At 73.1% G+C, this 24,653-nt stretch carries 24 protein-coding genes and 1 tRNA gene; 10 read left to right on the forward strand and 15 right to left on the reverse strand.

Annotation, left to right across the window (positions count from 1 at the left end; all coding sequences use genetic code 11):
* Positions 1-64: 64 nt before the first annotated feature.
* Positions 65-1,273 carry a sensor histidine kinase gene (locus tag H299_RS33240; RefSeq protein ID WP_051262296.1) on the reverse strand — a complete coding sequence of 403 codons (1,209 nt, stop codon included), beginning with the start codon at positions 1,271-1,273 and terminating at the stop codon, positions 65-67.
* Positions 1,270-1,932, reverse strand: a complete 663-nt coding sequence (locus H299_RS0110125; protein ID WP_027748319.1) for a response regulator transcription factor — start codon at positions 1,930-1,932, stop codon at positions 1,270-1,272. The genes H299_RS33240 and H299_RS0110125 overlap by 4 nt, the downstream gene beginning before the upstream one ends.
* 193 nt (positions 1,933-2,125) lie before the next feature.
* On the opposite strand from H299_RS0110125, the gene H299_RS0110130 reads away from it, so the two are divergent.
* The gene (locus H299_RS0110130; protein WP_027748320.1) at positions 2,126-3,577 is read left to right on the forward strand and encodes an ABC transporter permease; all 1,452 of its coding nucleotides are present in this window, start codon (positions 2,126-2,128) and stop codon (positions 3,575-3,577) included.
* Positions 3,578-3,583: 6 nt separating this feature from the next.
* On the forward strand, positions 3,584-4,276 hold the full coding sequence (locus H299_RS0110135) for an ABC transporter ATP-binding protein (RefSeq protein ID WP_027748321.1): 693 nt from the start codon (positions 3,584-3,586) through the stop codon (positions 4,274-4,276).
* 214 nt (positions 4,277-4,490) lie between these two features.
* Here H299_RS0110135 and H299_RS0110140 read toward each other — a convergent pair.
* Together H299_RS0110140 and H299_RS0110145 are read right to left on the reverse strand one after the other, a co-directional pair.
* Positions 4,491-4,564 (reverse strand) — tRNA-Pro (locus tag H299_RS0110140).
* Between the two features lie 81 nt (positions 4,565-4,645).
* Positions 4,646-5,575 (reverse strand): metallophosphoesterase, encoded by a 930-nt coding sequence (locus H299_RS0110145; RefSeq protein WP_027748322.1) that lies wholly within the window; start codon positions 5,573-5,575, stop codon positions 4,646-4,648.
* Positions 5,576-5,649: 74 nt separating this feature from the next.
* Here H299_RS0110145 and H299_RS0110150 point away from each other — a divergent pair, with 74 nt between their 5' ends.
* Positions 5,650-6,117 (forward strand): GatB/YqeY domain-containing protein, encoded by a 468-nt coding sequence (locus tag H299_RS0110150; protein WP_027748323.1) that lies wholly within the window; start codon positions 5,650-5,652, stop codon positions 6,115-6,117.
* A gap of 30 nt (positions 6,118-6,147) precedes the next feature.
* Here H299_RS0110150 and H299_RS33245 read toward each other — a convergent pair whose 3' ends face one another.
* From H299_RS33245 to H299_RS33255, 3 genes are all read right to left on the reverse strand, one after another.
* Positions 6,148-6,867: a HemK2/MTQ2 family protein methyltransferase gene (locus H299_RS33245; RefSeq protein WP_051262297.1), complete on the reverse strand. Its 720-nt coding sequence runs from the start codon at positions 6,865-6,867 to the stop codon at positions 6,148-6,150.
* Positions 6,868-6,920: 53 nt separating this feature from the next.
* Positions 6,921-7,784, reverse strand: coding sequence for a 2OG-Fe dioxygenase family protein (locus H299_RS33250; RefSeq protein ID WP_051262298.1), 864 nt, complete (start codon positions 7,782-7,784; stop codon positions 6,921-6,923).
* A gap of 89 nt (positions 7,785-7,873) precedes the next feature.
* Positions 7,874-9,124, reverse strand: coding sequence for a YbdK family carboxylate-amine ligase (locus H299_RS33255; protein WP_078512609.1), 1,251 nt, complete (start codon positions 9,122-9,124; stop codon positions 7,874-7,876).
* 172 nt (positions 9,125-9,296) lie between these two features.
* Between H299_RS33255 and H299_RS0110170 the strand changes: the two genes are divergently transcribed.
* Together H299_RS0110170 and H299_RS33260 are read left to right on the forward strand one after the other, a co-directional pair.
* On the forward strand, positions 9,297-10,373 hold the full coding sequence (locus tag H299_RS0110170; RefSeq protein ID WP_027748324.1) for an iron-containing redox enzyme family protein: 1,077 nt from the start codon (positions 9,297-9,299) through the stop codon (positions 10,371-10,373).
* Positions 10,357-10,608 carry a CDGSH iron-sulfur domain-containing protein gene (locus H299_RS33260; RefSeq protein WP_037758462.1) on the forward strand — a complete coding sequence of 84 codons (252 nt, stop codon included), beginning with the start codon at positions 10,357-10,359 and terminating at the stop codon, positions 10,606-10,608. The genes H299_RS0110170 and H299_RS33260 overlap by 17 nt, the downstream gene beginning before the upstream one ends.
* 25 nt (positions 10,609-10,633) lie before the next feature.
* Here the strand turns inward: H299_RS33260 and H299_RS0110180 are convergent, their stop codons facing one another.
* The 4 genes from H299_RS0110180 to nth form a co-directional block, all read right to left on the reverse strand.
* On the reverse strand, positions 10,634-12,907 hold the full coding sequence (locus tag H299_RS0110180) for a transglycosylase domain-containing protein (RefSeq protein ID WP_027748325.1): 2,274 nt from the start codon (positions 12,905-12,907) through the stop codon (positions 10,634-10,636).
* A gap of 112 nt (positions 12,908-13,019) precedes the next feature.
* Complete coding sequence (locus tag H299_RS0110185; RefSeq protein WP_027748326.1) at positions 13,020-14,219, reverse strand: MarP family serine protease; 1,200 nt, start codon at positions 14,217-14,219, stop codon at positions 13,020-13,022.
* 96 nt (positions 14,220-14,315) lie between these two features.
* A complete protein-coding gene (locus H299_RS0110190) occupies positions 14,316-15,107 on the reverse strand; it encodes an NUDIX hydrolase (protein ID WP_078512610.1) in 792 nt (263 codons plus the stop codon).
* A 28-nt stretch (positions 15,108-15,135) separates the two neighbouring features.
* On the reverse strand, positions 15,136-15,960 hold the full coding sequence (gene nth, locus H299_RS0110195) for an endonuclease III (protein WP_051262299.1): 825 nt from the start codon (positions 15,958-15,960) through the stop codon (positions 15,136-15,138).
* Positions 15,961-16,179: 219 nt separating this feature from the next.
* Here nth and H299_RS0110200 point away from each other — a divergent pair, with 219 nt between their 5' ends.
* The 3 genes from H299_RS0110200 to H299_RS0110210 all read left to right on the forward strand — a co-directional run bounded on the left by H299_RS0110200 (position 16,180) and on the right by H299_RS0110210 (position 19,372).
* Positions 16,180-16,977: an ABC transporter ATP-binding protein gene (locus H299_RS0110200; protein ID WP_027748329.1), complete on the forward strand. Its 798-nt coding sequence runs from the start codon at positions 16,180-16,182 to the stop codon at positions 16,975-16,977.
* A 3-nt stretch (positions 16,978-16,980) separates the two neighbouring features.
* Positions 16,981-18,321 carry an ABC transporter permease gene (locus H299_RS0110205; RefSeq protein WP_027748330.1) on the forward strand — a complete coding sequence of 447 codons (1,341 nt, stop codon included), beginning with the start codon at positions 16,981-16,983 and terminating at the stop codon, positions 18,319-18,321.
* 376 nt (positions 18,322-18,697) lie between these two features.
* Positions 18,698-19,372, forward strand: coding sequence for a Crp/Fnr family transcriptional regulator (locus H299_RS0110210; RefSeq protein WP_027748331.1), 675 nt, complete (start codon positions 18,698-18,700; stop codon positions 19,370-19,372).
* A gap of 72 nt (positions 19,373-19,444) precedes the next feature.
* Here H299_RS0110210 and H299_RS0110215 read toward each other — a convergent pair whose 3' ends face one another.
* From H299_RS0110215 to sp36, 4 genes are all read right to left on the reverse strand, one after another.
* On the reverse strand, positions 19,445-20,290 hold the full coding sequence (locus H299_RS0110215) for an MBL fold metallo-hydrolase (RefSeq protein WP_027748332.1): 846 nt from the start codon (positions 20,288-20,290) through the stop codon (positions 19,445-19,447).
* Positions 20,287-21,183 carry an NUDIX hydrolase gene (locus H299_RS0110220; protein WP_027748333.1) on the reverse strand — a complete coding sequence of 299 codons (897 nt, stop codon included), beginning with the start codon at positions 21,181-21,183 and terminating at the stop codon, positions 20,287-20,289. The genes H299_RS0110215 and H299_RS0110220 overlap by 4 nt, the downstream gene beginning before the upstream one ends.
* 122 nt (positions 21,184-21,305) lie before the next feature.
* A complete protein-coding gene (locus tag H299_RS0110225) occupies positions 21,306-21,776 on the reverse strand; it encodes a RidA family protein (protein ID WP_027748334.1) in 471 nt (156 codons plus the stop codon).
* On the reverse strand, positions 21,773-21,934 hold the full coding sequence (gene sp36 / locus H299_RS39040) for a Sp36 family protein (RefSeq protein WP_106965770.1): 162 nt from the start codon (positions 21,932-21,934) through the stop codon (positions 21,773-21,775). Before sp36 ends, H299_RS0110225 begins: the two co-directional genes overlap by 4 nt.
* Positions 21,935-22,050: 116 nt before the next feature.
* On the opposite strand from sp36, the gene bagA reads away from it, so the two are divergent.
* Positions 22,051-23,112, forward strand: a complete 1,062-nt coding sequence (bagA, locus tag H299_RS0110235; RefSeq protein WP_027748335.1) for an ATPase BagA — start codon at positions 22,051-22,053, stop codon at positions 23,110-23,112.
* A 77-nt stretch (positions 23,113-23,189) separates the two neighbouring features.
* Positions 23,190-24,641 carry an ArsA family ATPase gene (bagB, locus tag H299_RS0110240; protein ID WP_078512646.1) on the forward strand — a complete coding sequence of 484 codons (1,452 nt, stop codon included), beginning with the start codon at positions 23,190-23,192 and terminating at the stop codon, positions 24,639-24,641.
* The last annotated feature ends 12 nt before the right edge of the window (positions 24,642-24,653 follow it).

The raw sequence follows: 24,653 nt of genomic DNA on the forward strand, positions 1-24,653 counted from the left end.
ACGCATCCCTCGGCTTCACCACCACCGCTGCCCCCTCCACCTGGTGGGCTTCGAGGTGACGTCGTCACCTCGGGCCCTGCGGCAGACGGGCCCGGACGGTGAGGCCGCCGTCGGGATTGGCGTGTGCGGTGACGGTGCCGTGGTGTGCGTGCACGATCGACTGGACGATGGCGAGGCCCAGCCCGTGGCCGGAGCGGACGTCGGCGACGCGGGAGCGCGGCCGGTAGAAGGGCTCGAACAGGCGCTGAGCGACGACGTCCCCGACGTGCGGCCCGGTGTTCTCCACCTCGATGACGACTCCGTCCTCGTGCCGGATCGCGAGATGTACTGAACCGCCGGGCCTGTTGTAGGCCAGGGCGTTGTCGAGGAGGTTGAGCAGGAGTTGGCGGAGCAGGGTGGTGTTGCCGGGGACGGAGCAGCCGGGCTCGGTGCCGACGTGCAGACGCAGGTGCGCCGTGGCCGCCTGCGCGGTGCGTTCGGCGGCGGCGTCCTTGGCGAGGGCCGCGAGGTCGACGAGTCCGTGGTCGAAGGGGGCGTGGTCGGCCGCTGCCAGGGCGAGGAGGTCCTTGACGATCGTGATGTTGCGTTCGTTCGTCTCGACGAGCATGGGGGCGAGCTCGGCGAACTCCTCACCGCTGGGGTCGGCGACGGCGAGGTGCAGGACGGCGCGGGTGGTGGCCAGCGGGGTGAGCAGTTCGTGCGAGGCGTTCGCCGCGAAGCGCTGATGGGCGGTGAAGGACTCCTCCAGCCGGGCCAGCATCGTGTCGAAGGTGTCGGCGAGCTGCTTGAGTTCGTCGGCGGGGCCCACGGCGTTGATGCGGTACTGCAACTGACCGTCGGCGGCCTTCGCGGCAGCCTCGCTGATGACGCCGAGGGGCGCGAGAAGTCGTTTCGAGAGCACCCAGCCCACGCTCAGCCCGATCACCGTCACCAGGAGGAGACCGCTGACGGACAGCCACAGCAAGGTGTTCCAGACGTCTTCCTTGCTGCGGATCGCCCCGTCCGCCGTGGCGCCCGGCCTGACCTCCGGCGGTGCGCTGATCTCGAAGAACGCCTCCCCGCCGTGGGACACCCGGTGTGGTGCCAAGGGGTGCGTGATGACGACGGTGTCCATGAAGTCGTACGTCGGCATGAACCGCATGCCCGTGTAGATGACGGAGACCATCAGCACGGCCGAGGCGGTGAGCGCGCCCGCGAAGCCGAGGAAGAGCCTGGCGTGGATGTTCCGGGCCCGCCCGTGCCGCCTCGGGGCCGGCCATGCGGAACGCCTCACTCGGCACCCAGGTAGTAGCCGGCGCTGATCGCCGTGTGCACCAGTCGGGGCTCCCCCAGCTTGCGGCGCAGCGTGTGCACGACGAGGCGTACCGCGTTGGTGAACGGATCGGCGTACGCGTCCCACGCCTTGTCCAGGAGGTACTCGGCGCTCAGTACGCCGCCGTCGGCGCGCAACAGGAGTTCCAGCACGGCCAGTTCCTTCGGGGTGAGGCGCACCTCCCGGCCGGCGCGCAGCACGCGCCGGCGATGGGTGTCGAAGCTCAGGTCGGCGAAGGTGAGGACGGGAGCGTGTGCCATGGGGCTGCGCCGGTACAAGGCCCGCAGGCGGGCGACGAGTTCGGGGAAGTCGAAGGGTTTCGCCAGGTAGTCGTCGGCGCCGAGACCGAGTCCTTCGACCTTGTCGCCCAGCCGCCCGGCGGCGGTGAGCATGAGGACCCGGCACTCCAGGCGCATGGCGACGATGCGCCGACAGACCTCGTCGCCGTGGACGCCGGGCAGGTCGCGGTCGAGGACGACGGCGTCGTAGTCGTGGACCGCCAGTTCGTCCAGAGCGGCGGCCCCGTCGTGCGCGACGTCGGCGGCCATGGCCTCGCGGCGCAGCCCGATCTCCAGGACCCGGGCCATGTACGGCTCGTCCTCCACCACCAGTACTCGCACGATCCGCGGTCCTTTCCTGTGAGATTCCGGGTGCATTCGAATTCCCGGCTGCCCACACCTACCAGAGGCGGGTTATGAACCGTGTATGAGATCCCGCCCGGCCCATGCATTCGGCAAACACGGCTCAAAGCGGCTGCTGGCTACCGTGACATGCGGTTTCACGTTATTCACCGGCAGGGAGTTGTCGCGCGCAATGAATCTCTTCAAACGGGCTTGGTGGCGGCTGACCAGCCACCTCGGAAAGACCCTGATGCTGGTCGGGCTCTTCTTCGTCATCTGCACCCTGGTGCTGGCCGGATTCCTGATCCGATCCGCCGCGGCCCGGGCGGCCGACGACACCAAGCAGAGCGTCGGCGCCACCGTCACCATGCAGTTGGACGTCGACGCCCTCATGAGGTCGGGAGGGGCCACCAAGCCCGACGGCGCCACACCCGGCGTGATCGGCCCGGAAGGTGATCTCCGTCGCGGTCTGGTCAACAAGATCTGCGCGTCGTCAGTGGTCAAGCGGTGCAACTACACGACGGAGGCCGCCGCCGCGCCCGTCGGCGGCTCGAAGCTGTACCGGCCGGCGCCGCCTCCGCCCGGTACGGACACCAGCGGCACCGACTTCTTCAAGGCCGACGGGGTGCGCGAGCAGCGGTCGGTGGCCTCGTTCCGGAACGGCGACGACAAGATCGTCGCCGGGCGCGGGATCGGCCTGCGGAGCGAGAGCGACGAGATCGTGATCGAGCGGCGCCTGGCCGAGCAGAACGGTTGGGAGGTCGGCGCCGAGATCACTCTGAAGGTGGGTGAACTGCCGCTGCCCGGCGAGAAGAAGAACGAGAGCGAGGTCGAGTTCACGGTCGTCGGCATCTACGCCAGCGCCGCCGCGGGCGGCAGCCGGTACGTGCCGGCCATGACCGACCCCGTGAACCACGTGTACGTCGCCCCGGACGGCGCCACCCGGCTCCTCGGCAAGAAACCGGGCGCCGACGGGGGCGTGGTCGATCAGGCCACCTTCACCCTGTCCGACCCGGCGGACATGGCGCGGTTGCAGAAGCACGCGAAAGCCTCCGGCGCCGACCTCGAAATCTTCCCGATGACGGTCAACGACAAGCAGTACAGGCAGCTCGTCGGCCCCATCACCAAGACCGCGGACTTCGCGACCGTCACCGTATGGCTCGTCGCCCTGGCCGGCACCGTGATCCTCACCCTGATCGTCGCCTCGTCGCTGCGCGAGCGACGTAAGGAGCTGGGCATACTGCTTTCCCTCGGAGAGAAGAAGCCCAAGCTGCTCGGCCAGCACCTGGTGGAGGTCGTCTCCTGCGCGGTGATCGCGGTGGGCCTCTCCGCCGTCGGCAGCCAGTTCCTGTCCCAGGCCGTCGGCGACCGGCTGCTGTCCAGCGAGGTGTCCTCGGCCGAGGAAGCCGCCGCGAAGGCGGACGACGACGTCGACCGGAGCACCGTGCTCGGTGCCGGAGAAGCCACCCCCGCCGAGGACGAACCAGAGGTGAAGCCCCTCGAATCGCTCGACGTGCGCCTGGGCACCGCCGACATCGCCAAGGTCGGCGCCACCGGCCTCGGTATCGCTGCCCTGGCCACCCTCATCCCCGGCGCGCGCGTGCTGCGCCTCCATCCCCGCGACATTCTGACGAAGGGCGACTGAAGCGAGATGACCTCCCTCCCGCGAACTCCGGCGCCGGTGCTCGAACTCACCGGGGTGACCCGCACCTACCAGAGCGGCAACCGCGAACGCACCGTGCTCAAGGGCGTCAGCTACGCCTTCGAACCGGGCCGTGTGTACGCCGTGATCGGCCCCTCCGGCAGCGGCAAGACCACCCTGCTCTCACTGGCCAGCGGCCTGGACGCACCCACCTCCGGCACCGTCCGCTTCCGCGGCCGGGACGTCGCCGAACTGGGCCTCGGCCGCTACCGCAACCGCCATGCGGCCACCGTCTTCCAATCGCTGAACCTGCTCACGTACATGACGGCGGTCCAGAACATCACCTCCGCCATGGAGATCACCGCGGTGCGGCGGGGCGACAAGAAGCGGCGCGCGGCCGAACTCCTCGAACTGCTCGGGGTGGACGCCGCCGACCACCACCGCCGGACCCTGCGGCTCTCCGGCGGGCAGCAGCAGCGGGTCGCCATCGCCCGGGCGCTGGCCTGCGAGGTGGACATCCTCTTCGCGGACGAACCCACCGGAAGTCTCGACCACGAGACGGCGCACGGGATCATCGCCGCCTTCCAGCGGCTGGCCCATGAGGAGGGCAAGTGCGTGGTGGTGGTGACGCACTCCCGGGAGGTGGCGGCCGCCTCGGACCAGGTGTTGCAGCTCAAGCGGGGCAAGCTCAGCGCGCGATAGGCGCGGACGGACAGCCCGCCGCACGGCGCGGAGCGGTCATCCTCCGACGGCGTGCCGGCCTAGGAGACAGCACCCGTGGCCTCCGGCGGTCCCGCGATCTCGGCAACCGCGCGGGCGGAACCGGCCATGGAAGGCCGAGACGGCAGCATCCCCGTTGGCCCCTGGGAATGCCAGAGGCCCATTCGCGATCAAGCGAATGGGCCTCTGACCTGTGTCGGGGTGGCGGGATTTGAACCCACGACCTCTTCGTCCCGAACGAAGCGCGCTGCCAAGCTGCGCCACACCCCGAAGCAACGAGGAACACTCTAGCCCAGCGGGAGCCGGACGCGAAATCCGGTTTTCGGGGGTTCTCGCCGGGGTCGTGGGTGGTCAGTCCCGGGGGGTGAGGGTGAGCAGGGTGGCCTCCGGGGGGCAGGCGAAGCGGGCCGGGGTGTAGCGGCTGGTGCCGCAGCCCGCGGAGACGTGCAGGTGGGCCTCGTGGCCGCCCGCGCGGTGGGCGGAGAGGCCCTTGACGCGCTTCGCGTCGAGGTCGCAGTTGGTGACGAGCGCGCCGTAGAAGGGGATGCAGAGCTGGCCGCCGTGGGTGTGACCGGCCAGGATCAGCGGGTAGCGGTCGGCGGTGAAGGCGTCCAGGACGCGGAGGTACGGGGCGTGCACGACGGCCAGTGACAGGTCCGCATCGGCTTCCGGGCCGCCCGCGACCTCGCTGTAGCGGTCGCGCTTGATGTGCGGGTCGTCGAGTCCGGTGAGGGCGATCTCCTGGCCGCCCGCCAGCTTGAGGCGCCCGCGCGCGTTGGAGAGGCCGATCCAGCCCGCCGCGTTGAAGGCGTCGCGGATGCCCTCCCACGGATTGTGGATGGCGCCGACCGCGGGCGGGTTCCCGTTGAGGCCGTGCCGTCCGCTGACCGCCTCGAAGAGGTAGCGGGCGGGGTTGCGGAGCTTGGGGCCGTAGTAGTCGTTGGAGCCGAAGACGTACGCCCCCGGGTACTCCAGCAGCGGCCCGAGCGCGTCCAGCACCTCGGGTACGGCGTCGGGGTCCGAGAGGTTGTCGCCCGTGTTGACGACGAAGTCCGGCCGCAGCCCCGCCAGGCTCTGGAGCCAGCGGCGCTTCTTGCCCTGCCCGCTCACCATGTGGATGTCCGAGACCTGGAGGACCCGGAGCGGCTGCATACCGGCCGGCAGCACGGGGACGCTGACGCGCCGCAACCGGAAGGATCTGGCCTCCACGCCCGCCGCGTAGCCGACGCAGGCCGCGCCGAGTGCCGTGATGCCGAGGGGGATTCCGTATCGCGCGCGCATGGGCCCATGGTGGCAGACGGCGCGGGCTCATATGCAGTGGGCGGCCGGGCCCGCTTGCTGGCACACTCAGCGGCATGACCACGCTCAAGTCCCAGCTGAAGGACGACCTGACCGCCGCGATCAAGGCACGGGACGAACTGCGTTCCGCGACCTTGCGGATGACGCTCACCGCGATCACCAAGGAGGAGGTGGCGGGCACCGAGTCCCGGCAGCTCTCCGACGAAGAGGTGCGGCAGGTGATCACCCGCGAGGCGAAGAAGCGCCGGGAGGCCGCCGAGGCGTTCGGGCAGGGCGGCCGGGCCGCGCAGGCCGAGCGGGAGCGGGCGGAGGGCGAGGTGCTCGCGGAGTACCTGCCGCAGCAGTTGGGGGACGAGGAGCTGGCCGTGCTGGTCGGCGAGGCGGTCGAGGAAGCGCGTGCGGCCGGGGCGGAGGGGCCGCGGGCGATGGGCGCCGTGATGAAGATCGTGGGACCGAAGGTGGCGGGCCGGGCCGAGGGCGGCCGGGTGGCCGCCGCGGTGAAGCAGCGGCTGGCGGCGGGCTGACGGTCCCGGCCGTCGGGCGGCACGGGCCGCTCAGGGTGTGGAGGCGGCCGTTCCGGCTCCCGGGCCGTGCGGCACGCGGGGCGGGCTGGTGGCCCGGTCGGCGCGTACGACCACCAGCTCCTCCTCCGTCTGGCCGCGGCGGATCAGCCCGCGGTCCGTCAGCCAGTCCGCGCGTGCGGTCAGGACCGGCCCGAAGGGCTGGCGGCGGCGGGCCACGACGGACGCCTTGAGCCCGGCCCGGACGAGCAGGTGCAGGGTCCGGTCCGGATCGCACAGGGCGGAGTGGACGACCAGCATCGTCCCGCCGGGGTGCAGCAGTTGCGGTGCCATGGCGCACAGCCGGTCCAGGTAGAGCCGCCCGTCGGGTCCGGCGTTCCACGCGCGCGCCGCGCCTTTGGGGTCGTCGGTGCCGGGGGTGGGTACGTAGGGCGGATTGGCCGTGACGAGGTCGAAGCGGTGACCGGGCGGGCGATGGCCGCCCAGGCGGTGGCGGAAGTCGCCGTGCTCCACACGGATGCGCAGCCTGTTCAGCCGCGCGTTGCAGCGGGCGGTCAGCACGGCGCGGTACGAGGTGTCGATCGCCCGCACCGGGCGGGCGCCGAGCCTGGCCGCGGTGAGCGCGATCAGGCCGGTGCCCGAGCACACGTCCAGGGCTCGGGCTCCGCTGGGTACGGCGGACTTGAGCAGGGCCTCGCGCAGCAGCAGCGAGTCCCCCTGCGGCTCGTACACTCCCCACGGTCTGACCAGCATCTGTACACCCTTCGTGTGAGCGCGGCGGTGTGCGGTGGCGTGGCCCGTGTGTCCTACAGGCGCGGCGCGTAGCGGGCCATGCCGATGATGAGGATGCGGCGTTCTCCGGGACCTGGCCCGCCTCCCCGGCGTACGGGGCCGACGTAGTGGCTGACCCGGTGGTCGTGGACGGCGTACCCGTCCAGCGGCTCGGTCAGGGTGAAGCGGGCGTGGAGGGCGTCCGGGGACAGCTCGTCGGGCTGCCGTCCGGCGCTCTCCGGGGTGGCGATGACGTTCTCGCCGCCCTCGACGTTGTCGCACCCGATCAGGTGGGCGAAGGTGAAGGTGGTCGGCGAACCGCCGTCCTGGTGCAGGCAGTCGGGGGAGGAGACGGCGGCCTTCAGCCGGTCGTGCACGCCCAGCTTGATCAGGTGGACGCCGATGTAGAGCGGTGTCCGGCGCAGCTCCTCCAGCCATCCGATCCGCCGGAGGTCGGCGTGCACGAGATGCCGCAGCAGGGCATTGGCGCGCAGGGCCTCGGGGAGGTCGGGCAGCCTGCGGCGCACGTTTGGGTACTCGGGGTTGTGCTCGTCCTGCCAGTACTCGGTGACGCTGCCGTACTCGTCGTCCGGCGTGCCGGGGACGAAGTGCAGTTCGCCGGTCCAGGGCAGGTGGACCGCGTGCGAGTAGCGGCGGAACCGGTTGGTCGCCGGGGCGTACGGGTCCGCGGGCAGGCGCTGGTAGGCGTCCGCGAGCTGGGCGAGGTCGCCCGCGTACGCCGTCCCTTCCAGGCCGAGGTCCCGGGCGCGGTAGCGGGCGTAGCCGAGGCGCTGGAGGTCGTCCGGGGCGGCGGCCGGCGGGGTGCCGGGCGGGCTCGCCGTAGCGGTTGCGGTGCCGTCGCCGGTCACCAGCGCGCGAGGTGAAGGGGCGTCCTCCATCACTGCCTCCACGGCCGGGGTGCGGACGATGTCCGGCCCGGCGGCTCTGCTCGGATGGGTGCTCGGTCTTCGTCAGACTCACACGGCTGTCAGGGAACGTCCTGGTGGAGCGGCCATCCCGGTGAGATCCGGGGCAGCCCGCAGGCGGTGGCAGCGGCAGCGGCGTCTCCGCCGCCGGCCAGCGAGGCCAGGTCGTCCACGACGGGTACGAGCCCGCCCCCGCCCCGCAGCGCCACGGCGCGCTGCCGGTGCGCGCCCGACCCCCGCCGGGCCAGCCGGCCGAGGAAGGCGGCGACGACCCCCGTGTCCTCGTGCGCGGCCAGCGCCGGGCGGATGTGGCGCACCAGCCGGGCCGCACGCTCCGGCGCCGGCAGCATGGCACCGGAGCGCGTGTCCGTGCCGAGCCCCGGCCATCCGTCGCGGGTGGCGTACCAGTACGCGGAGCGCAGCAGCTCGCTGCACGGCCGCGGCCCGGGGTCCCCGCCGCGTACGAGCTTCGCCGAGGTCACCACCAGTGCTCTGACCACGGCCGCGAGGGCTGCCGAGTCGGCCGGGTCGGCTGGGACGTCCATGCTCCGCACCTCCAGCGTCGGCAGCCGGGGGTGCGGCCGGATGTCCCAGAAGGGCAGCTCGGCGAACGGCATCGCGCCCGCCTCGCCCATGGCGGCGGCGATGCGCAGGTAGTCGTCGAACGACTCGGCGTACGGCGGCGGCCCCAGGCAGGGGAAGCGGATGCGGATCACCGAGCGCCAGCTCGCGTAGCCCGTGTCGCGGCCCGCGTGGAAGGGCGAGTTCGCGCTCATCTCGACCAGGAGGGGCAGCCACGGCCGCAGGTGGTTGCCGACCAGCACGGCCGTCTCCCGGTCCGGCAGGTGCACGTGGACGTGCTGGGCGCAGATGGCGTAGTCCTCGATCATCGTGCGATACAGGTCCACGCTCGCCCGGTACCGGGCGTGATCGCCCACGGCTACGGGGGCCGCGCCGCCGAGGACCGGGGTGCCCGAGGGGCAGACCCGCAGCCCCTCGGCGGCTGCCGCGGCGGCGGCTGCCGCCCGCAACCGGACCAGTTCGGCGAGCAGCTCCTGCGTCGTCGCGCAAGGTGGCGTCTTGATCTCGATCTGGTAGTCCGTGAACTCGCCGGAGACCAGGTCGCCCACCGCGGCGGCGGCCCGCGCCACCACCCGCGGCCCGGCCGGTGCCACGGCCCGGGTCACCGGGTGCACCAGGAAGTACTCCTCCTCGACGCCCATGGTGGGCGCCGTCGCATCCGCCCTCTCCGCACCCGTCCCGTCCGGCGCGGGGTCCGCGCGGTGTGCGCCGGTTCCCTCCGTGTTCTCCATGGCCTCAGCCTTCCCGACGGACCCCGGCCTCTCGCGGTGGCCGCCGCGAATGGCGCAGTGCCGTGCCCGCTGCGCGAGCGTCCGGGCGGCGGGGGTGGGACGATGACCGGGCGGCCCCGGGCGGGCACGTCACCCGCAGCAGGCCGCCAGCTGACCCGTGCGGGAGAACACGATGCCTCCGAGTCCACCGGAACAGGTCACCCGGACGAGGGGCGCCTCCGCGTCCCCCGCGATGCCCGCCGCCCGCGGCCCGCTGTCCGAACGGGTGGCCGGTGCGCTGGCGGGCCCCGCCGGCGACGGGGGCCGGGTCGGGACCCGTGCGGCGCTGCACGAGGTCGCCGCGGCCGAACCGCTGGGCGCGGACCTGCACCTCGCGCTGCACCTCTGCTACGAACTGCACTACCGCGGCCTCGACGGCGTCGATCCGCGGTGGGAGTGGAATCCGGATCTGCTGCGGCTGCGCGGGGCGATGGAGGACGCCCTGGAGGCGTGCCTGCGCGACCGGACCGCCGGCGGCACCGACGTGGACGCCGAGCTGGAGGCGCTGCTCGTCGACCCGGTGGACGGCCCCGGCCTCTCCCACCGGCTGCGCCGCGAAGGCACCTGGGAACAGGTACGGGAGCTGTTCGCGCACCGTTCCCTCTACCAGCTCAAGGAATCCGACCCGCAGGCGTGGGTGATCCCCCGGCTCACCGGCCGGTCCAAGGCCGCCTTGGTCGCGGTCGAGTACGACGAGTTCGGCGCGGGCCGGGCGGAGCACGTCCACGCACGGCTCTTCGCCGACCTGATGGCCGCGGCCGGGCTCGACCCCCGCTACGGCGGCTACGTGGACGTGCTGCCTGCCAGCACCCTCGCCACGGTCAACCTCATGTCGTACCTGGGGCTGCACCGCGCCCGCCGGGGTGCGATCGTCGGCCACTTCGCGGCGGCGGAGATCGCCTCGCCGCCCGGTGCCAAGCGGATGCTCCAGGTGCTGGAGCGGCTGGACGCGCCGGAGGCGTGCCGGTACTTCTACCGCGAGCACGTCGAGGCCGACGCCGTGCACGAGCAGGTCATGCGCCGTGAGGTGATCGGCGGCCTGCTCGACGACGAGCCGGAGCTGCGCGCGGACGTGGTCTTCGGCATCCAGGCCGCCAACTACCTCGACGGCCGGTTCTCGGCACAGGTGAGGGAGCACTGGGCAGCGGGTACGACCTCGCTGCTGCGGCCCCTCCCCGAGGTGAGGAGCAGCGATGCCGGACAACCCTGACCAGGAGCGCGGGCTGCGGCGCGTGACCGTGAGCGAGGGCGGGCCGCTGCTCGTGGACGGCCCGGTCGAGGTGACGGGGCCCGACGGCGCCACGGCCGTCTCGCACCGGTTCGTCGTGGCGATCTGCGTGTGCCGGCGCAGCCGCACGCCTCCCTGGTGCGACACCAGTCACCGGCGCCGCTCCGGGGGGCGTACCGCCGCGGAGCCGCCGCCGGGGCCGCCCGGCGACGGCTGACCGGTCGCCGCCGCCCGCGCGTCCGTCAGCGGGGCTGGGGCCAGCGGCCGTTTCCGCCGCCGTTGCCCCCGCCGCCGATCATGTCCGGCGGGAGGCTGACGTCCGGCCACGGATTGCCGCCCCCGCGCCCGGGCCGTTCGCCGCCGTCCCTGTCCCCGTCGTCGCCGCGGTCTTCCTCGTCCCGGTCCTCTTCGTCCCCGTCGTCGCCGCCCTTGTCCTTCTTGTCGTCCTTTTCATCCTTGATCGGGACGGTGGGCAGGCTGGTGGGCGGCTTGCCCTCCAGCGCGCCGCTCATCGCGTCGCGCCAGATCGGCCCGGGGACGCCGCCGCCGAAGACCTTGGGGTGGTACTGCCCGCCGATGGTGATGTCGACCATGCGGCGCTCGTGCGCCGGGTCACCGACCCAGACGGCACCCGCCGCCTCCGGGGTGTAGCCGACGAACCAGGCCGCGTACCGCTCGTCCGTCGTACCGGTCTTGCCCGCGCTGTCCCGGCCGGCGAGCCCGGCCTTCTTGCCGGTGCCGTCCTCGACGACGCCGCGCAGCAGGGAGTTGATCGTCTTGGCGGTCCGCTCCGACATGGCCCGCTCGCACCTGGACTTCGGCACCCGCACCGCCTTGCCGTGCGCGTCGGTGATCGACTCGATGGCGATCGGGGTGCAGTGCACGCCGTCGTTGGCGAAGGTGGCGTACGCCGTGGCCATGGTCAGCGGTGACATCTCCTCGCCGCCGAGCGCCATCGACGGCACCTGGCCGAGCTTGTTCCCGTCCGCCCGCTCCAGGCCCATCCGGCTGGCCATGTTGGTGACCGGGCAGATCCCGATGTCGCTGATGAGCTGGATGTAGTAGGTGTTGACCGACAGGGCGGTCGCCTCCTTCATCCGGTAGGGGCCGACCTCCTCCTCGGTCTCGTTCTCGACCGTTTCGCCGCTGGAGCTCCAGGACTTCCCGTCGCACATCGCGACGGGGCTGGGGTAGGGCATCTTGTACGGCGACGAGTACTTCTGGTAGACGCTCTTGCCCTGCTCCATCGCCGCCGCCGCGACGACCGGCTTGAACGTCGAGCCGGGCTGGTACCCCTTGCCGCCGCCCATGTCCTCGTCGACCGAGAGGTTCAGCTCCGTTTCGTTCTTCCCGTATCCGTAGGGGCGGGACTGGCCCATGCCCAGGATCTTGCCGGTGCCGGGCTCGACGATGGTCACGGCGGTGGCGACCTCGTCCGACTGGTTCACGTGGTTCTGCACGGAGGCCTGGATCGAGGCCTGCGCCTTCGGGTCCAGCGTCGTTTTGACGGTGAGGCCGCCCCGGTTCCAGCGGCGCACGCGGTCCTTGCGGGTCTTGCCGAAGGTCTTGTCGGAGAGGAAGACCTCCTCCACGTAGTTGCAGAAGAAGCCCGCGCTCTTCGTCGCCGTGATGCAGCCGTTCTTGGGCTTGCTGACCTTGAGGCCCAGCGGCTTCTTCTTGGCCGCCGCCGCCTGCTTCGCGCTGATGTCGCCGACCTGGGCCATCCGGGAGAGCACGACGTCGCGCCGCTTCTTGCCCTCGTCCGGGCTGTTCACCGGGTCGTAGCGGCTCGGCGACTGCACGAGCCCGGCCAGCAGGGCGGACTGCTCCAGGGTGAGGTCCTTGGCGGAGGTGGAGAAGTACCGCTGGGCGGCGGCCTCGACGCCGTAGGCCTGCTGCCCGAAGAAGGTGATGTTGAGGTAGTTCTCCAGGATCTGCTTCTTGCCGAGCGTCTCCTCGACCTGGATCGCGTACTTCAGCTCGCGGATCTTCCGGCCGATGCCGGCCGCGCCGGTCTGCCGGGTGGCCTCGGCGATCTTCTCCTGGTCGTTGCCCGCCTCCTCGACGAAGACGTTCTTGACGTACTGCTGGGTCAGGGTGGAGGCGCCCTGTACGTTCTCGCCCGACTGCGCGTTCTGGTTCAGCGCGCGGAGCACGCCCTTGAGGTCGATCGCGCCGTGCTCGTAGAAGCGGGAGTCCTCGATGGCGACGATCGCCTTGCGCATGTGCGGGGAGATCTGCTTGAAGCCGACCACGGTGCGGTCGCGGTGGTAGACCTTCGCGATCTCGTCGCCGTTGACGTCCAGGATGGTCGTGCGCTCGCTCAGCGGGGGGCGCTTGAGGTTGGCGGGGATCTCGTCGAAGCCCTCGACCGACCCCTTGGCCGCCAGTCCGATCAGCCCCGCGGCGGGCAGTGCGATGCCGGCCAGCACCGCCCCGGCGAGCACACTGACGCCGAGGAACTTGGCGGCCTGCTGGGTGACGGTCAGCCCACTGCCCGCGCGCTTCGTAGCCATGGAATGCAGCTTAAGGGGTGGACCGCGCGGGGCGGCAGCGGCGCCCGCTACTCCTCGCGGCGGGGTGGGGTGAGGCGGGTGGGGCGAGGCGGGCGCCGGGCAGCCCGCGCGCTCAGAGTGCGCAGCCCTCCGTGTCCGCCCGCCCCTCGGCCGTACGGCCCCGCTTGATGTCCTCGCGCACCTCGTCGACCGTCAGCGCGTACCCCGTCTCGTCGTCCTCCAGGGACTTGGCGAAGACCACGCCGTAGACCTCGCCCTCGGGTGTGAGCAGCGGGCCGCCGGAGTTGCCCTGCCGGACGGTGGTGAAGAGGGAGTAGACGTCGCGGTGGACGGTGCCCCGGTGGTAGATGTCCGGGCCGCCCGCCTCGATCCGGCCGCGGACCCGCGCGGCGCGTACGTCGAAGCCGCCGTTCTCCGGGAAGCCGGCGACGATCGCGTCGCTGCCGCTGGTCGCGTCGCCGTCGGCGAACTCGAGGGACGGGGCGTCCAGGTCCGGTACGTCCAGGACGGCGACGTCGCGCTCCCAGTCGTAGAGGACGACCGTCGCGTCGTAGAGCCTGCCCTCGCCGCCGATCTGCACCGTCGGCTCGTCGACGCCGCCGACCACGTGGGCGTTCGTCATGACCCGCCCGTCGTCGAAGACGAAGCCGGTGCCCTCCAGCACCTTGCCGCAACTGGTCGCGGTGCCCATCACCTTGACGATGGACTCCTTGGCCCGGCTGACCACCGGGCTCTTGGCCAGCTTCGGATCGGGGGCGGGGACGGAGGTGATCGGTTCGCTGGAGAACGGGGAGAAGACCTGCGGCAGCCCGTTGCGCGCGAGCACGGAGGAGAAGTCCGCGAACCAGGTGTCCGCCTGCTCCGGCAGCACGCGGGAGACGCCGAGCAGCACCTTGGAGGCGCGCACCTCCTTGCTCAGCGTCGGCAGCGCCGTACCGGCAAGCGCGGAGCCGATCAGCCAGGCCACCATCAGCATCGCCAGTACGTTGACCAGCGCACCGCCGGTGGCGTCCAGGGCGCGCGCGGGCGACCAGGTGAGGTAGCGGCGCAGCTTGCTGCCCAGATGGGTGGTGAACGCCTGCCCCACGGACGCGCAGATGATCACGACCGCGACCGCCAGGACGATGCCCAGGGTGCCCGGCTCCGAGTCGTCCGTCAGCTCGCCCCACAGCACGGGCAGCACGAAGATCGCCACCAGGCCGCCGCCGAGGAAGCCGATCACCGACAGGATGCCCACGATGAAGCCCTGGCGGTAGCCCACGATCGCGAACCACACGGCGGCGAGCACGAGCAGTACGTCCAGCACGTTCACCGAATCAGCCTCGCAGAGATGTCACCGCGTACGGAGGTCGCCGAGATCACCGTCTCACGGGTGCCCGGCGGGCCCTCATCCGTGCCCGCCGAGGCGTCACGCATGCGGGCCGAGCGGGACCAGCTTCTCCCGGTCCCACGCCTGCTCCCAGCCCGCGAGGTGGAGCAGGCGGTCGATCACCCCGGCGGTGAAACCCCACACCAGCGCGGAGCCGACGGTGAACGCCGGGCCCCGGAAGCCGCTCGGGTGCACGGCGGTGGCACGGTTGGCCGGGTCCGTCAGCTCGGTCACCGGGACGGTGAAGACCCGGGCCGTCTCCGCCGGATCGACCGGTGCCACCGGGGTCGGGCGGCGCCACCAGCCGAGCACCGGGGTGACCACGAAGTCGCTGACCGGGATGTAGAGGGCGGGCAGTGCGGCGAAGACCTGCACGCCGGACGGGTCGAGGCCGGTCTCCTCCTCGGCCTCCCGCAGCGCGGCGCGCAGCGGGCCCGCGCCGGCCGGATCGCCGTCCTCCGGGTCGAGGGTGCCGCCCGGGAACGAGGGCTGGCCCGCGTGTGCGCGCAGACTGCTGGAGCGCTCCATCAGCAGCAGCTCCGGGCCGCGCGGGCCGTCCCCGAAGAGGATGAGCACGGCGGACGGTCTGCCGCCGCCCCCGGCGGGCGGCAGGAACTGGCTGAGCTGGCGCGGCTCGACCGCGCGCGCCACCCGGTCGACCGGCTCCAGCCAGGCGGGCAGGCCCTCGCTGCTGACCAGGACGTCGGAGGCGGGGGCCGGGACCGGCGCGGTGGAGGGCGGTACGGGCGCGGCGGAGGGCGGTACGGGGACGCGGGCCGTGCCGGGCGGCTGCTCCGGACGCGGGGACCGCCGGTACCGCGCGCCCGTCATGCCCGGCCCCCGGCGGGGCGGGCGCCGCTCACGGGGCCGCCTGCGCGGGCGCAGCCGGGCCCGGGTAGTCCGCCGGAGGGTTGAGCCGCTGGCCCGGCTGGCCGCCCAGCTCGTACTTCAGCAGCTTCCGCGCCTTCTCCGGGTCCGTCTCGCCCTCGCCGTAGGAGGGGCAGAGCGGGGCGATGGAGCAGGCGCCGCAGGCGGGCTTGCGGGAGTGGCAGACGCGGCGGCCGTGGAAGATGAGCCGGTGCGAGAGCATCGTCCACTCGCTCTTGGGGAAGAGGTCCGCGATCTCGGCCTCGACCTTGACCGGGTCCTCCTGGTGCGTCCAGCCGAAGCGGCGGACGAGGCGGCCGAAGTGCGTGTCGACGGTGAGGCCCGGGACGCCGAAGGCGTTGCCCAGCACCACGTTGGCCGTCTTGCGGCCGACGCCGGGCAGCGTGACCAGCTCCTCCAGGGTGCCGGGCACCTCGCCGTCGAAGCGGTCCCGCAGGGCGGTCGAGAGGCCCAGCAGCGACCTGGCCTTCGCCCGGAAGAAGCCCGTCGGCCGGATCAGCTCCTCCAACTCCTCGGGGACGGCCATCGCCAGGTCCTCGGGCGTGGGGTAGCGCGCGAAGAGCGCCGGGGTCGTCTGGTTCACCCGCAGGTCGGTGGTCTGCGCGGAGAGGACCGTGGCCACCAGGAGCTGGAACGGGCTCTCGAAGTCCAGCTCCGGATGCGCGTACGGATACGTCTCGGCCAGCGCGCGGTTGATCCGCCGCGCCTGCCGGACCAGGCCCGTCCGCGTCGGCGCGACCTTGGCCCGCCTCTTCACCGGCCCGCCGCCGACACCGGCCACTCCACTGATCGCCATGCGTTCAGCCTACGGGCCGCCACCGACACCGAGCAGGCGAACCGGGGCAGCTCGGGGGATTTCGCCGGGGGCTGGGGCCGGGGCGGGGGTGTACCCAGCGCCACTACGGGCGGGGCCGTACGTCCGGGCAGACCCGGGCCGTACACCCCGTGTGCCCGGCGGTCACCGCTCGTAACTTCGTAACCGGGCACAGAGCGTGCCGGGAAGAGGGTGGACACCATGTCCCGCAACAGGACCAAGGCCGCGCCGCCGGCCGCCGCAGAGGCGCTGCGCCTGGTGGCGGTCACCAAGAGGTACGGCGCCGCGGAGAATGCCGTGACCGCGCTGGACGGCGTTTCGCTGAGCCTGCCGGCCGGCAGCTTCACCGCGGTGATGGGCCCGTCCGGATCGGGGAAGTCCACGCTGCTCCAGTGCGCGGCGGGCCTGGACCGGCCGGACCGCGGGCAGGTGCGGGTGGACGGCGAGGAGATGACCGGGGGCAGCGAGGCGGCGCTGACGAAGTTCCGGCGGCAGCGGATCGGCTTCGTCTTCCAGCAGTACAACCTGCTGCCCACCCTGACGGTGGCGCAGAACACGGTGCTGCCGCTGAAGCTCGCGGGCCGCCGCGCCGACGGCGACCGGACCCGGGAGGTCCTCACCCAGGTCGGTCTCGGCGACCGGCTCGGCCACTATCCCGACCAGCTCTCCGGCGGCCAGCGCCAGCGCGTCGCCATCGCGCGGGCGCTGGTCACCGAGCCGAGGCTGGTCTTCGCGGACGAGCCGACCGGCGCGCTCGACACCCGCAGTGCGCGGGATGTGCTGCGGCTGCTCCAGCACTCGGTACGGCAGCACGGCCGCACGGTCGTCATGGTCACGCACGACCCGCTGGCCGCCTCGTACGCCGACGCCGTGGTCTTCCTGGCGGACGGGCGGCTGGCGGGGCGGCTGGAGGCGCCGACGGTGGAGGCCGTCGCCGAGCGCCTCGCACACCTGGGCGACGGGGTCCGGTCCGCGGACGAGATCCGGGCGGGGGTCTGAACCATGTTCCTTCTGGCCATGAGGTCCATCCGGCGGCGTCCGGGACGCTTCGCCGCGACGCTGCTGTCCGCCTTCCTGGGCGCGGCGATCATCATGACGTTCCAGGCGATGCACGACACGGCGGGCGCGGCGGGCGTCGACGACGTCAGCGCGGAGTCGCTCACCGTCGCCGCCTCGGTCGTCGGCGGCTACGGCACCCTGCTGGTGTTCTTCGCCGTCGCCTCCACGCTGACGGTCAACGTGCGCCAGCGGCAGGAGGAGATCGGCCTGCTGCGCAGTACGGGGGCCACGCCCGCGCAGATCACACGCATGATCGTCGGCGAGGCGGCGGTGGTCGGCCTGGTCGCGGCGGTGCTCGCCGTCGGGCCCGCGATGCTGGGCGGGCGGGCGCTGCTGGAGCAGTTCCAGGACAGCGGCCAGGTGGCCGGCGGCGTGGACTACGCCTTCGGGCCGATCGCGCTCGGCTCGGGGCTCGGCGTCACGCTGCTCGCCTCGGCGGGCGCCGCGTTCCTGGCGGTGCGCCGTGCGACGAAGGCGTCGGCGGGGGTCCGCGAGCGGCGCGGCCGGGTGCGGAACATCGCCGCCTGGGGTGCGCTGGTGGTCGGGGCGGCCTCGGTCGGCACGACCTTCGCGATGGACCCGACGGACGCGGCGGCGATGGCGCCCCCGGCGTACGGGGCGATCCTGCTGGCCGTGGGCTTCGCCCTGCTCTCCCCGGCGCTGCTGGCGGGGCTGCTGGGGTGGCTGGGGCGGCCGGTCACGGCGCTGTTCGGGGCGAGCGGATACCTGACGGTGCACCACATGCGCCGCCGCGCGGCCGAGTTGTCCGGGGTGCTGATGCCGCTGATCGTCTTCACCGGCATGGCGACGGCGACGCTCTACATGCAGGCCGTCGAGAGCGACGCGATCAAGGCCGCCGGGCTGACGAAGTCGGTGGAGGACAAGAACCTGGAGACGCTGAACCTGGTGGTCGTCGGGATCATCGTGGTCTTCTCCTGCGTCATGCTGATCAACAGCCTGTACGCGGCGACGTCGTACCGCCGCCGGGAGTTCGGCCAGCAGCGCCTCGCCGGGGCCACCCCGGGGCAGGTGCTGGCGACGGTCGGACTGGAGGGCGCGATCCTGACGGTGACCGGGGTCTTCCTTGGGTCCGTGGCCGCGGTGGCCGGGATGGTGCCGTTCACCGCCGTCCGCACCGACGCGGTGTGGCCCGGTGAGCAGGGGCCGGGCATCTGGCTGGCGGTGGTGGGGGTGGCCGCCGCGGCGACGCTGGTCACCAGCCTGGTCACGGCGCGTGGCGCGCTGCGGGCCCCGGCGGTGGAGGCGGTCGCGGTGGCCGCCTGAGCCGGGGCGTGAGCCGGGGCGCCCGAGCCTGCCCTGCGTCGGGCGCGGCAGGCAGCGCCAACGGGGCGCGCACCGGTGCTTTCGCCGGATCGGGGGACGCCCCGCCGCCGTGTTCGCTCACAGCGGAATCGACCCGTACGGGTCACTCTTCCGGCCCGCTTCCCGCATGCCCCACCGGCCCCGCGGGCACCCGGGCAGCGTAGCGAGGACACCCGACATTGACCCCGCACGCAGGCGGTTCACGGCCCAATCGGCCCCCTGCCGTACGGGCAGCCGCCCGAGTGCGTCAAACTTGTGACTGATCCCACTGCTTTACCGTCCGGCATCATGGGGTGCCACAGAGAGCCCCATGGGCAGGTCGACAAGGAGAGAACTCGTGGACGACGTTCTGCGGCGCGCCCCGCTCTTCGCGGCGCTCGATGAGGAGCAGGCCGCTGAGCTGCGCGCCTCCATGACCGAGACGACACTCGCCCGCGGCGACGCGCTCTTCCACGAAGGAGACCCCGGAGACCGGCTGTACGTCGTCACCGACGGCAAGGTGAAGCTGCACCGCACCTCGCCCGACGGCCGGGAGAACATGCTGGCGGTGCTCGGTCCGGGCGAGCTGATCGGCGAGCTGTCGCTGTTCGACCCCGGGCCCCGTACGGCCACGGCTTCCGCGCTCACCGAGGTCAAGCTGCTCGGCCTGGGCCACGGCGACCTCCAGCCCTGGCTGAACGTCCGGCCCGAGGTGGCCTCCGCGCTGCTCCGGGCGATCGCCCGGCGGCTGCGGCGTACCAACGACTCGATGTCCGACCTGGTCTTCTCGGATGTGCCGGGCCGCGTCGCCAAGCAGCTCCTCGACCTGTCGCGCCGCTTCGGCGTGCAGTCGGAGGAGGGCATCCACGTGGTGCACGACCTCACGCAGGAGGAGCTGGCCCAGCTGGTCGGCGCCTCCCGCGAGACCGTCAACAAGGCGCTGGCGGACTTCGCCGGGCGCGGCTGGCTGCGGCTGGAGGCGCGCGCGGTGATCCTGCTGGACATCGAGCGGCTGGCGAAGCGGAGCCGCTGACCGCAAGCCGCTGACCGGAGCCGCGGCGGGCGCGGGACCGGCAGCGGCCCCCGGCCCCGCCGCGGCGGGCGGTCACACCAGCCCGTGCTCCCGCAGGTAGTCCAGCTGCGCCTGGACGGACGCCTCCGCCGCGGGCCACAGCGCGCGGTCCACGTCCGCGTACACGTGTGCGACGACCTCCGGCGCCGTACGGTGCCCCGCCTCGACCGCCGTCTCCACCTGCGCCAGCCGGTTCGCCCGGTGCGCGAGGTAGTACTCGACCGCGCCCCGCGCGTCCGTGAGCACGGGCCCGTGCCCCGGCAGCAGCGTGTCGGCGCCGTCGTCGACGGTGAGCTCGCGCAGCAGGCGCAGCGAGTCGAGGTAGTCGCCCAGCCGCCCGTCCGGATGGGCCACGAAGGTGGTGCCGCGCCCGAGGACGGTGTCCCCGGTCAGCACGGCGCCGTCGGCGGGCAGCTGGAAGGAGACGGAGTCCGAGGTGTGGCCCGGCGTCGGCACGGCGATCAGCTCCAGGCCGCCCGCGGTGATCACGTCGCCGGTCTCCAGGCCGTCACCGCCGCCGTGCCGCAGCGTCGGGTTCCGCGCCCGTACGGGGCTGCCGGTGAGTTCGGCGAAGCGCGCCGCGCCCTCCGCGTGGTCCCAGTGGCCGTGCGTGAGCAGCGTGAGGGCGACGCGCCTGCCGCCCGCCTCGGCGGTCTGCGCCACCCGGCGCAGGTGGGCCTCGTCCAGCGGCCCCGGGTCGACCACGACGACCTGGTCGGAGCCCGGCTCGGCGAGCACCCAGGTGTTGGTGCCGTCCAGGGTCAGCGGGGAGGGGTTGCCGGCCAGCACGCACACGGCGCGGGCGGTGCCGGTGCCGTCGATGGCGTCCGTGCGCGGGCACCCCGGCAGGGTGGTGTCGACGGGCGGCTGCACGGTCATCGGGCGATCCTCTTGGTGAACTCGTCGTGGCCGGGCCAGCTGAGCACGATCTCGTCGCCGACCAGGTTCGCGTCGGCCAGGACGGGCGTCAGGTCGCGGTCGGCGCAGCCGTCGAGCGCGGCGGCGGCGCTCGGGCAGCGCTGGATCTCGCGCAGCGTGGTGATGGTGGGCGGCATCATCAGGAACTCCCCGCGGTCGTAGCCCGCTGCGGCGTCCGCGGGCTTGATCCACAGCGTACGGTCGGCCTCGGTGGAGGCGTTCCGGGTGCGCTGCCCGACCGGCAGCACGGCCACGAAGAACCAGGTGTCGAAGCGGCGCGGTTCGAACTCGGGAGTGATCCAGCGCGCCCAGCCGCCGAGCAGGTCGCTGCGCAGCAGCAGGCCGCGGCGGTCCAGGAAGTCGGCGAAGGACAGCTCGCGGGCGACCAGGGCGGCCCGGTCGGCCTCCCAGCTCGCGCCGGTGGTGTCGGCCACGACGCTGTCCGCGTCCGGCCCGGCCAGCAGTACGCCCGACTCCTCGAACGTCTCCCGGACGGCCGCGCAGACCACGCCCTGCGCGGTGGGCTCGTCCGTACCGAGCGCGGCGGCCCACTCGGCGCGGGAGGGGCCCGCCCAGCCGGGCTGCCGGGCACCGCCGGTCTCCTCGTCGCGCGGGTCGACGGAGCCGCCGGGGTAGGCGTACGCGCCCCCGGCGAAGGCCATGGACGCGCGCCGGCGCAGCATGTACACCTCGGGGGCGCCGGGGGCCTCGCCGCCCGCGGGCGGCGCCGGGTCCCGGAGCAGCAGCACCGTCGCGGCCCGGCGCGGGGCGACCGGCGTGATCTCACCCGAGGCGAGGGCGCGGATGCGCTCCGGCCACTCCGCCGGGTACCACTGGCCATTCGTCGTGGACATGGACGGATGCTACGGGGAGCCGCCCGGATGTTCGAGGGCGTGCGGCGCGCGCCGGGCGTGCCCGGCACGCTCGCGCCGCGCCCGCAGCCCCGCGCCCCGCCGCCGTGCTCAGTCGTCCGTGCTCAGTCGTCCGTCAGCTCGACCAGGATCTCCACCTCGACCGGCGAGTCCTGCGGCAGCACGGCCACGCCCACGGCGCTGCGCGCGTGCACGCCCCTGGCGCCCAGCACCTCGCCGAGCAGCTCGCTCGCGCCGTTGATGACGCCGGGCTGTGCCGTGAAGTCCGGCGCCGAGGCGACGAACCCGGTCACCTTGACGACCTGCGCGATCCGGTCCAGATCCCCGGTCACCGACTTCACCGCGGCGAGCGCGTTCAGGGCGCAGATACGGGCCAGCTCCTTGGCCTGCTCCGCGCTGACCTCACCGCCGACCTTCCCGGACGCCGGCAGCTTGCCGTCCACGAACGGCACCTGTCCGGCCGTGTAGACGTACCTGCCCGACCGGCGCGCCGCGACGTACACGCCTGCCGGTGCCGGGGCCTCCGGCAGCGTCAGGCCCAGCTCGGCCAGCCGCGCCTCCACCGAGCCGCTCATGCGCCCTTCTCCCTCTTGAGGTAAGCCACCAACTGCTCGGGGTTGTTGGGGCCGGGGACGACCTGGACCAGCTCCCAGCCGTCCTCTCCCCAGGTGTCCAGGATCTGCTTGGTCGCGTGTACGAGCAGCGGCACGGTCGCGTATTCCCACTTCGTCATGGCACGACCCTAATCCAGTCCCGCACCGCTCTGGTCCGCTCCCGCCCGCTCCTTCGCGCCCCGCTTCCCCGGCGACCGCCCGCACGCGCCGCGCAGGCGGTGGTTAGGCTCCAGCCGTGAGCAGGCTGCACGTAGTCACCGGCAAGGGCGGCACCGGCAAGACGACGGTCGCCGCGGCACTCGCGCTCGCGCTGGCGGACGAGGGGAGGCGGACGCTCCTGGTCGAAGTGGAGGGCCGGCAGGGCATCGCCCAGCTCTTCGAGACGCAGGCGCTGCCGTACGAGGAGCGCAAGATCGCCGTCGCGTACGGGGGCGGCGAGGTGTACGCGCTGGCGATCGACGCCGAGCGCGCGCTGCTCGACTACCTCCAGATGTTCTACAAGCTGGGCAGCGCGGGCCGCGCGCTCCGGAAGATCGGCGCGATCGACTTCGCGACCACGATCGCCCCGGGCCTGCGCGACGTGCTGCTCACCGGCAAGGCGTGCGAGGCCGTACGGCGCCGGGACCGGCGCGGGCGGCGGGTCTACGACGCGGTGGTCATGGACGCCCCGCCCACCGGCCGCATCACCCGCTTCCTCGGGGTGAACGACGAGGTGGCGGGGCTGGCCAAGGTCGGTCCCGTGCACAACCAGGCGCAGGCGGTCATGCGGGTGCTCAAGTCGGCGGAGACGGCCGTGCACCTGGTGACCCTGCTGGAGGAGATGCCCGTGCAGGAGACGGTGGACGGGGTCGCGGAACTGCGTGCGGCCGGGCTCCCGGTGGGCAGCGTGCTGGTCAACATGGTGCGGCCGGCGGTGCTGGACCCGGCGGCGCCGGACCCGGGGGAGTGGGGGGCCCGGACCGCGGGGGCGCCCGCGGGGGCCGGGCAGGACGAGGGCGCCGAGGGCGCCGACGCGCTCGGCGCGCCGCCCGGGACGCGTGCGGAGCTGGCGCGGGCGTTCTCCCGCGCCGGGCTCGGCAGCGCGCGGCGCGGCGGCCGGGCCGAGCGCCTCGTCGAGCCGCTGCTGCGGCAGGGCCGCGAGCACGCCGAGCGGCTCGCGCTGGAGCGGGCCCGGCGCGCCGACATCGACGCGCTGGGACTGCCGGTGTACGAGCTGGAAATGCTCACCGACGGCGGCGATCTGGCCGGGCTCTACGCCCTCTCCGCCGCGCTGCGCGACCAGGAGGTGTTCACGTGACGCCCGTACGGACGGGACTGGCGGACGTACCGGTGCTGGACGTCGACGCGCTGCTCGACGACCGGGGCACCCGGATCATGGTCTGCTGCGGAGCGGGAGGCGTCGGCAAGACGACCACCGCCGCGGCGCTCGGCGTACGGGCGGCCGAGCGGGGGCGGCGTGCGGTGGTGCTCACCATCGACCCGGCCCGGCGGCTCGCGCAGTCGATGGGCCTGGCCGAACTGGACAACACCCCGCGCGCGGTGCCCGGGGTGGAGACCTCGGCGGGCGGCGAACTGCACGCCATGATGCTGGACATGAAGCGCACCTTCGACGAGATCGTCGAGGCGCACACGGACGCGGAGCGGGCCCGCGCCATCCTGGAGAACCCCTTCTACGCCTCGCTCTCGGCGGGGTTCGCCGGGACCCAGGAGTACATGGCGATGGAGAAGCTGGGGCAGCTGCGGGCCCGCGACGAGTGGGACCTGATCATCGTGGACACGCCGCCGAGCCGGTCCGCGCTGGACTTCCTGGACGCGCCCAAGCGGCTCGGCTCCTTCCTGGACGGGCCGTTCATCCGGCTGCTGGCCGGTCCGGCGAAGGCCGGCGGGCGGGCGGGCATGAAGTTCGTGCATCTGGGGATGGCCGGGGTGTCGATGTTCACCGGGGCGCTCAACAAGCTGCTGGGCGCGGGGCTGCTGCGCGACGTGCAGACCTTCGTGACGGCGATGGACACGATGTTCGGCGGCTTCCGCACCCGCGCCGACGCCACGTACCGGCTGCTCCAGGCGCCCGGTACGGCCTTCCTGGTCGTGGCCGCCCCGGAGCGCGACGCGCTGCGCGAGGCGGCGTACTTCGTGGAGCGGCTCGCGGCGGACCAGATGCCTCTGGCGGGGCTGGTGCTCAACCGGATGCACGGCAGCGAGGCCGGACTCAGCGCGGAGCGGGCGCTGGCCGCGGCGGAAAATCTTGAGGACGGCGGCATTGTGGATCATGTGACCGGGAAGGGTGATCTACGAGACGCCAGCCGGTCCGATGTCCTCCGGGCCGCAGGTGTCGCTGCTCCCGAGGCCGGCTCCCCCGAAGCCCACCTCAACCGTCCCTCCCCGCACGCACCCGACGACACCCACGCCGTTGACCACATCCCGACCGCTGACCACGCGGGCGTACCGGAAGGCTCAGGCACCCCTGACGGCCCGGACGCTCCGCAGGGCCCGGACACCTCCGCCGACTTGGACACCTCTGACGCCTCGGACACCCCTGGCGGCGCAGAAGTGCCCGCGCACGCACCCCAGTCGGGGCCTGCGGGCGCGGCAGACAGCGCGCTGCCCGACCCGACGGCGCTGTTGGCCGCGGGGCTGCTCCGACTGCACGCCGAACGGATGCGCGTGCTCGCGCGCGAGCGGCGCACACGGGACCGCTTCGCCGCGCTGCACCCCGAGGTGCCGGTGGCAGAGGTGGCCGCGCTGTCCGCAGACGTCCACGACCTGACGGGGCTGCGCGCCATCGGCGCACAGCTCGCCAACCAGCCTGCCGGGCAGGCGGGTTGAGCGAGGGTCGGC

The organism is Streptomyces sp. CNH287 (assembly GCF_000424825.1).

Coding starts and splice junctions, on each gene's coding strand:
- H299_RS0110225 (WP_027748334.1), bottom strand. CDS start 21,776: ATGAGCGGCTCGGTGGAGGCGCGGCTGGCCGAGCTGGGCCTGACGCTG.
- H299_RS0110130 (WP_027748320.1), top strand. CDS start 2,126: ATGAATCTCTTCAAACGGGCTTGGTGGCGGCTGACCAGCCACCTCGGA.
- H299_RS0110190 (WP_078512610.1), bottom strand. CDS start 15,107: ATGACGGGCGCGCGGTACCGGCGGTCCCCGCGTCCGGAGCAGCCGCCC.
- H299_RS0110135 (WP_027748321.1), top strand. CDS start 3,584: ATGACCTCCCTCCCGCGAACTCCGGCGCCGGTGCTCGAACTCACCGGG.
- H299_RS0110150 (WP_027748323.1), top strand. CDS start 5,650: ATGACCACGCTCAAGTCCCAGCTGAAGGACGACCTGACCGCCGCGATC.
- nth (WP_051262299.1), bottom strand. CDS start 15,960: ATGGCGATCAGTGGAGTGGCCGGTGTCGGCGGCGGGCCGGTGAAGAGG.
- H299_RS0110170 (WP_027748324.1), top strand. CDS start 9,297: ATGCCTCCGAGTCCACCGGAACAGGTCACCCGGACGAGGGGCGCCTCC.
- H299_RS33260 (WP_037758462.1), top strand. CDS start 10,357: ATGCCGGACAACCCTGACCAGGAGCGCGGGCTGCGGCGCGTGACCGTG.
- H299_RS33245 (WP_051262297.1), bottom strand. CDS start 6,867: ATGCTGGTCAGACCGTGGGGAGTGTACGAGCCGCAGGGGGACTCGCTG.
- H299_RS33255 (WP_078512609.1), bottom strand. CDS start 9,124: ATGGAGAACACGGAGGGAACCGGCGCACACCGCGCGGACCCCGCGCCG.
- H299_RS0110220 (WP_027748333.1), bottom strand. CDS start 21,183: ATGTCCACGACGAATGGCCAGTGGTACCCGGCGGAGTGGCCGGAGCGC.
- bagB (WP_078512646.1), top strand. CDS start 23,190: ATGGTCTGCTGCGGAGCGGGAGGCGTCGGCAAGACGACCACCGCCGCG.
- H299_RS0110215 (WP_027748332.1), bottom strand. CDS start 20,290: ATGACCGTGCAGCCGCCCGTCGACACCACCCTGCCGGGGTGCCCGCGC.
- H299_RS0110200 (WP_027748329.1), top strand. CDS start 16,180: ATGTCCCGCAACAGGACCAAGGCCGCGCCGCCGGCCGCCGCAGAGGCG.
- H299_RS0110205 (WP_027748330.1), top strand. CDS start 16,981: ATGTTCCTTCTGGCCATGAGGTCCATCCGGCGGCGTCCGGGACGCTTC.
- H299_RS33250 (WP_051262298.1), bottom strand. CDS start 7,784: ATGGAGGACGCCCCTTCACCTCGCGCGCTGGTGACCGGCGACGGCACC.
- H299_RS0110180 (WP_027748325.1), bottom strand. CDS start 12,907: ATGGCTACGAAGCGCGCGGGCAGTGGGCTGACCGTCACCCAGCAGGCC.
- H299_RS0110145 (WP_027748322.1), bottom strand. CDS start 5,575: ATGCGCGCGCGATACGGAATCCCCCTCGGCATCACGGCACTCGGCGCG.
- sp36 (WP_106965770.1), bottom strand. CDS start 21,934: ATGACGAAGTGGGAATACGCGACCGTGCCGCTGCTCGTACACGCGACC.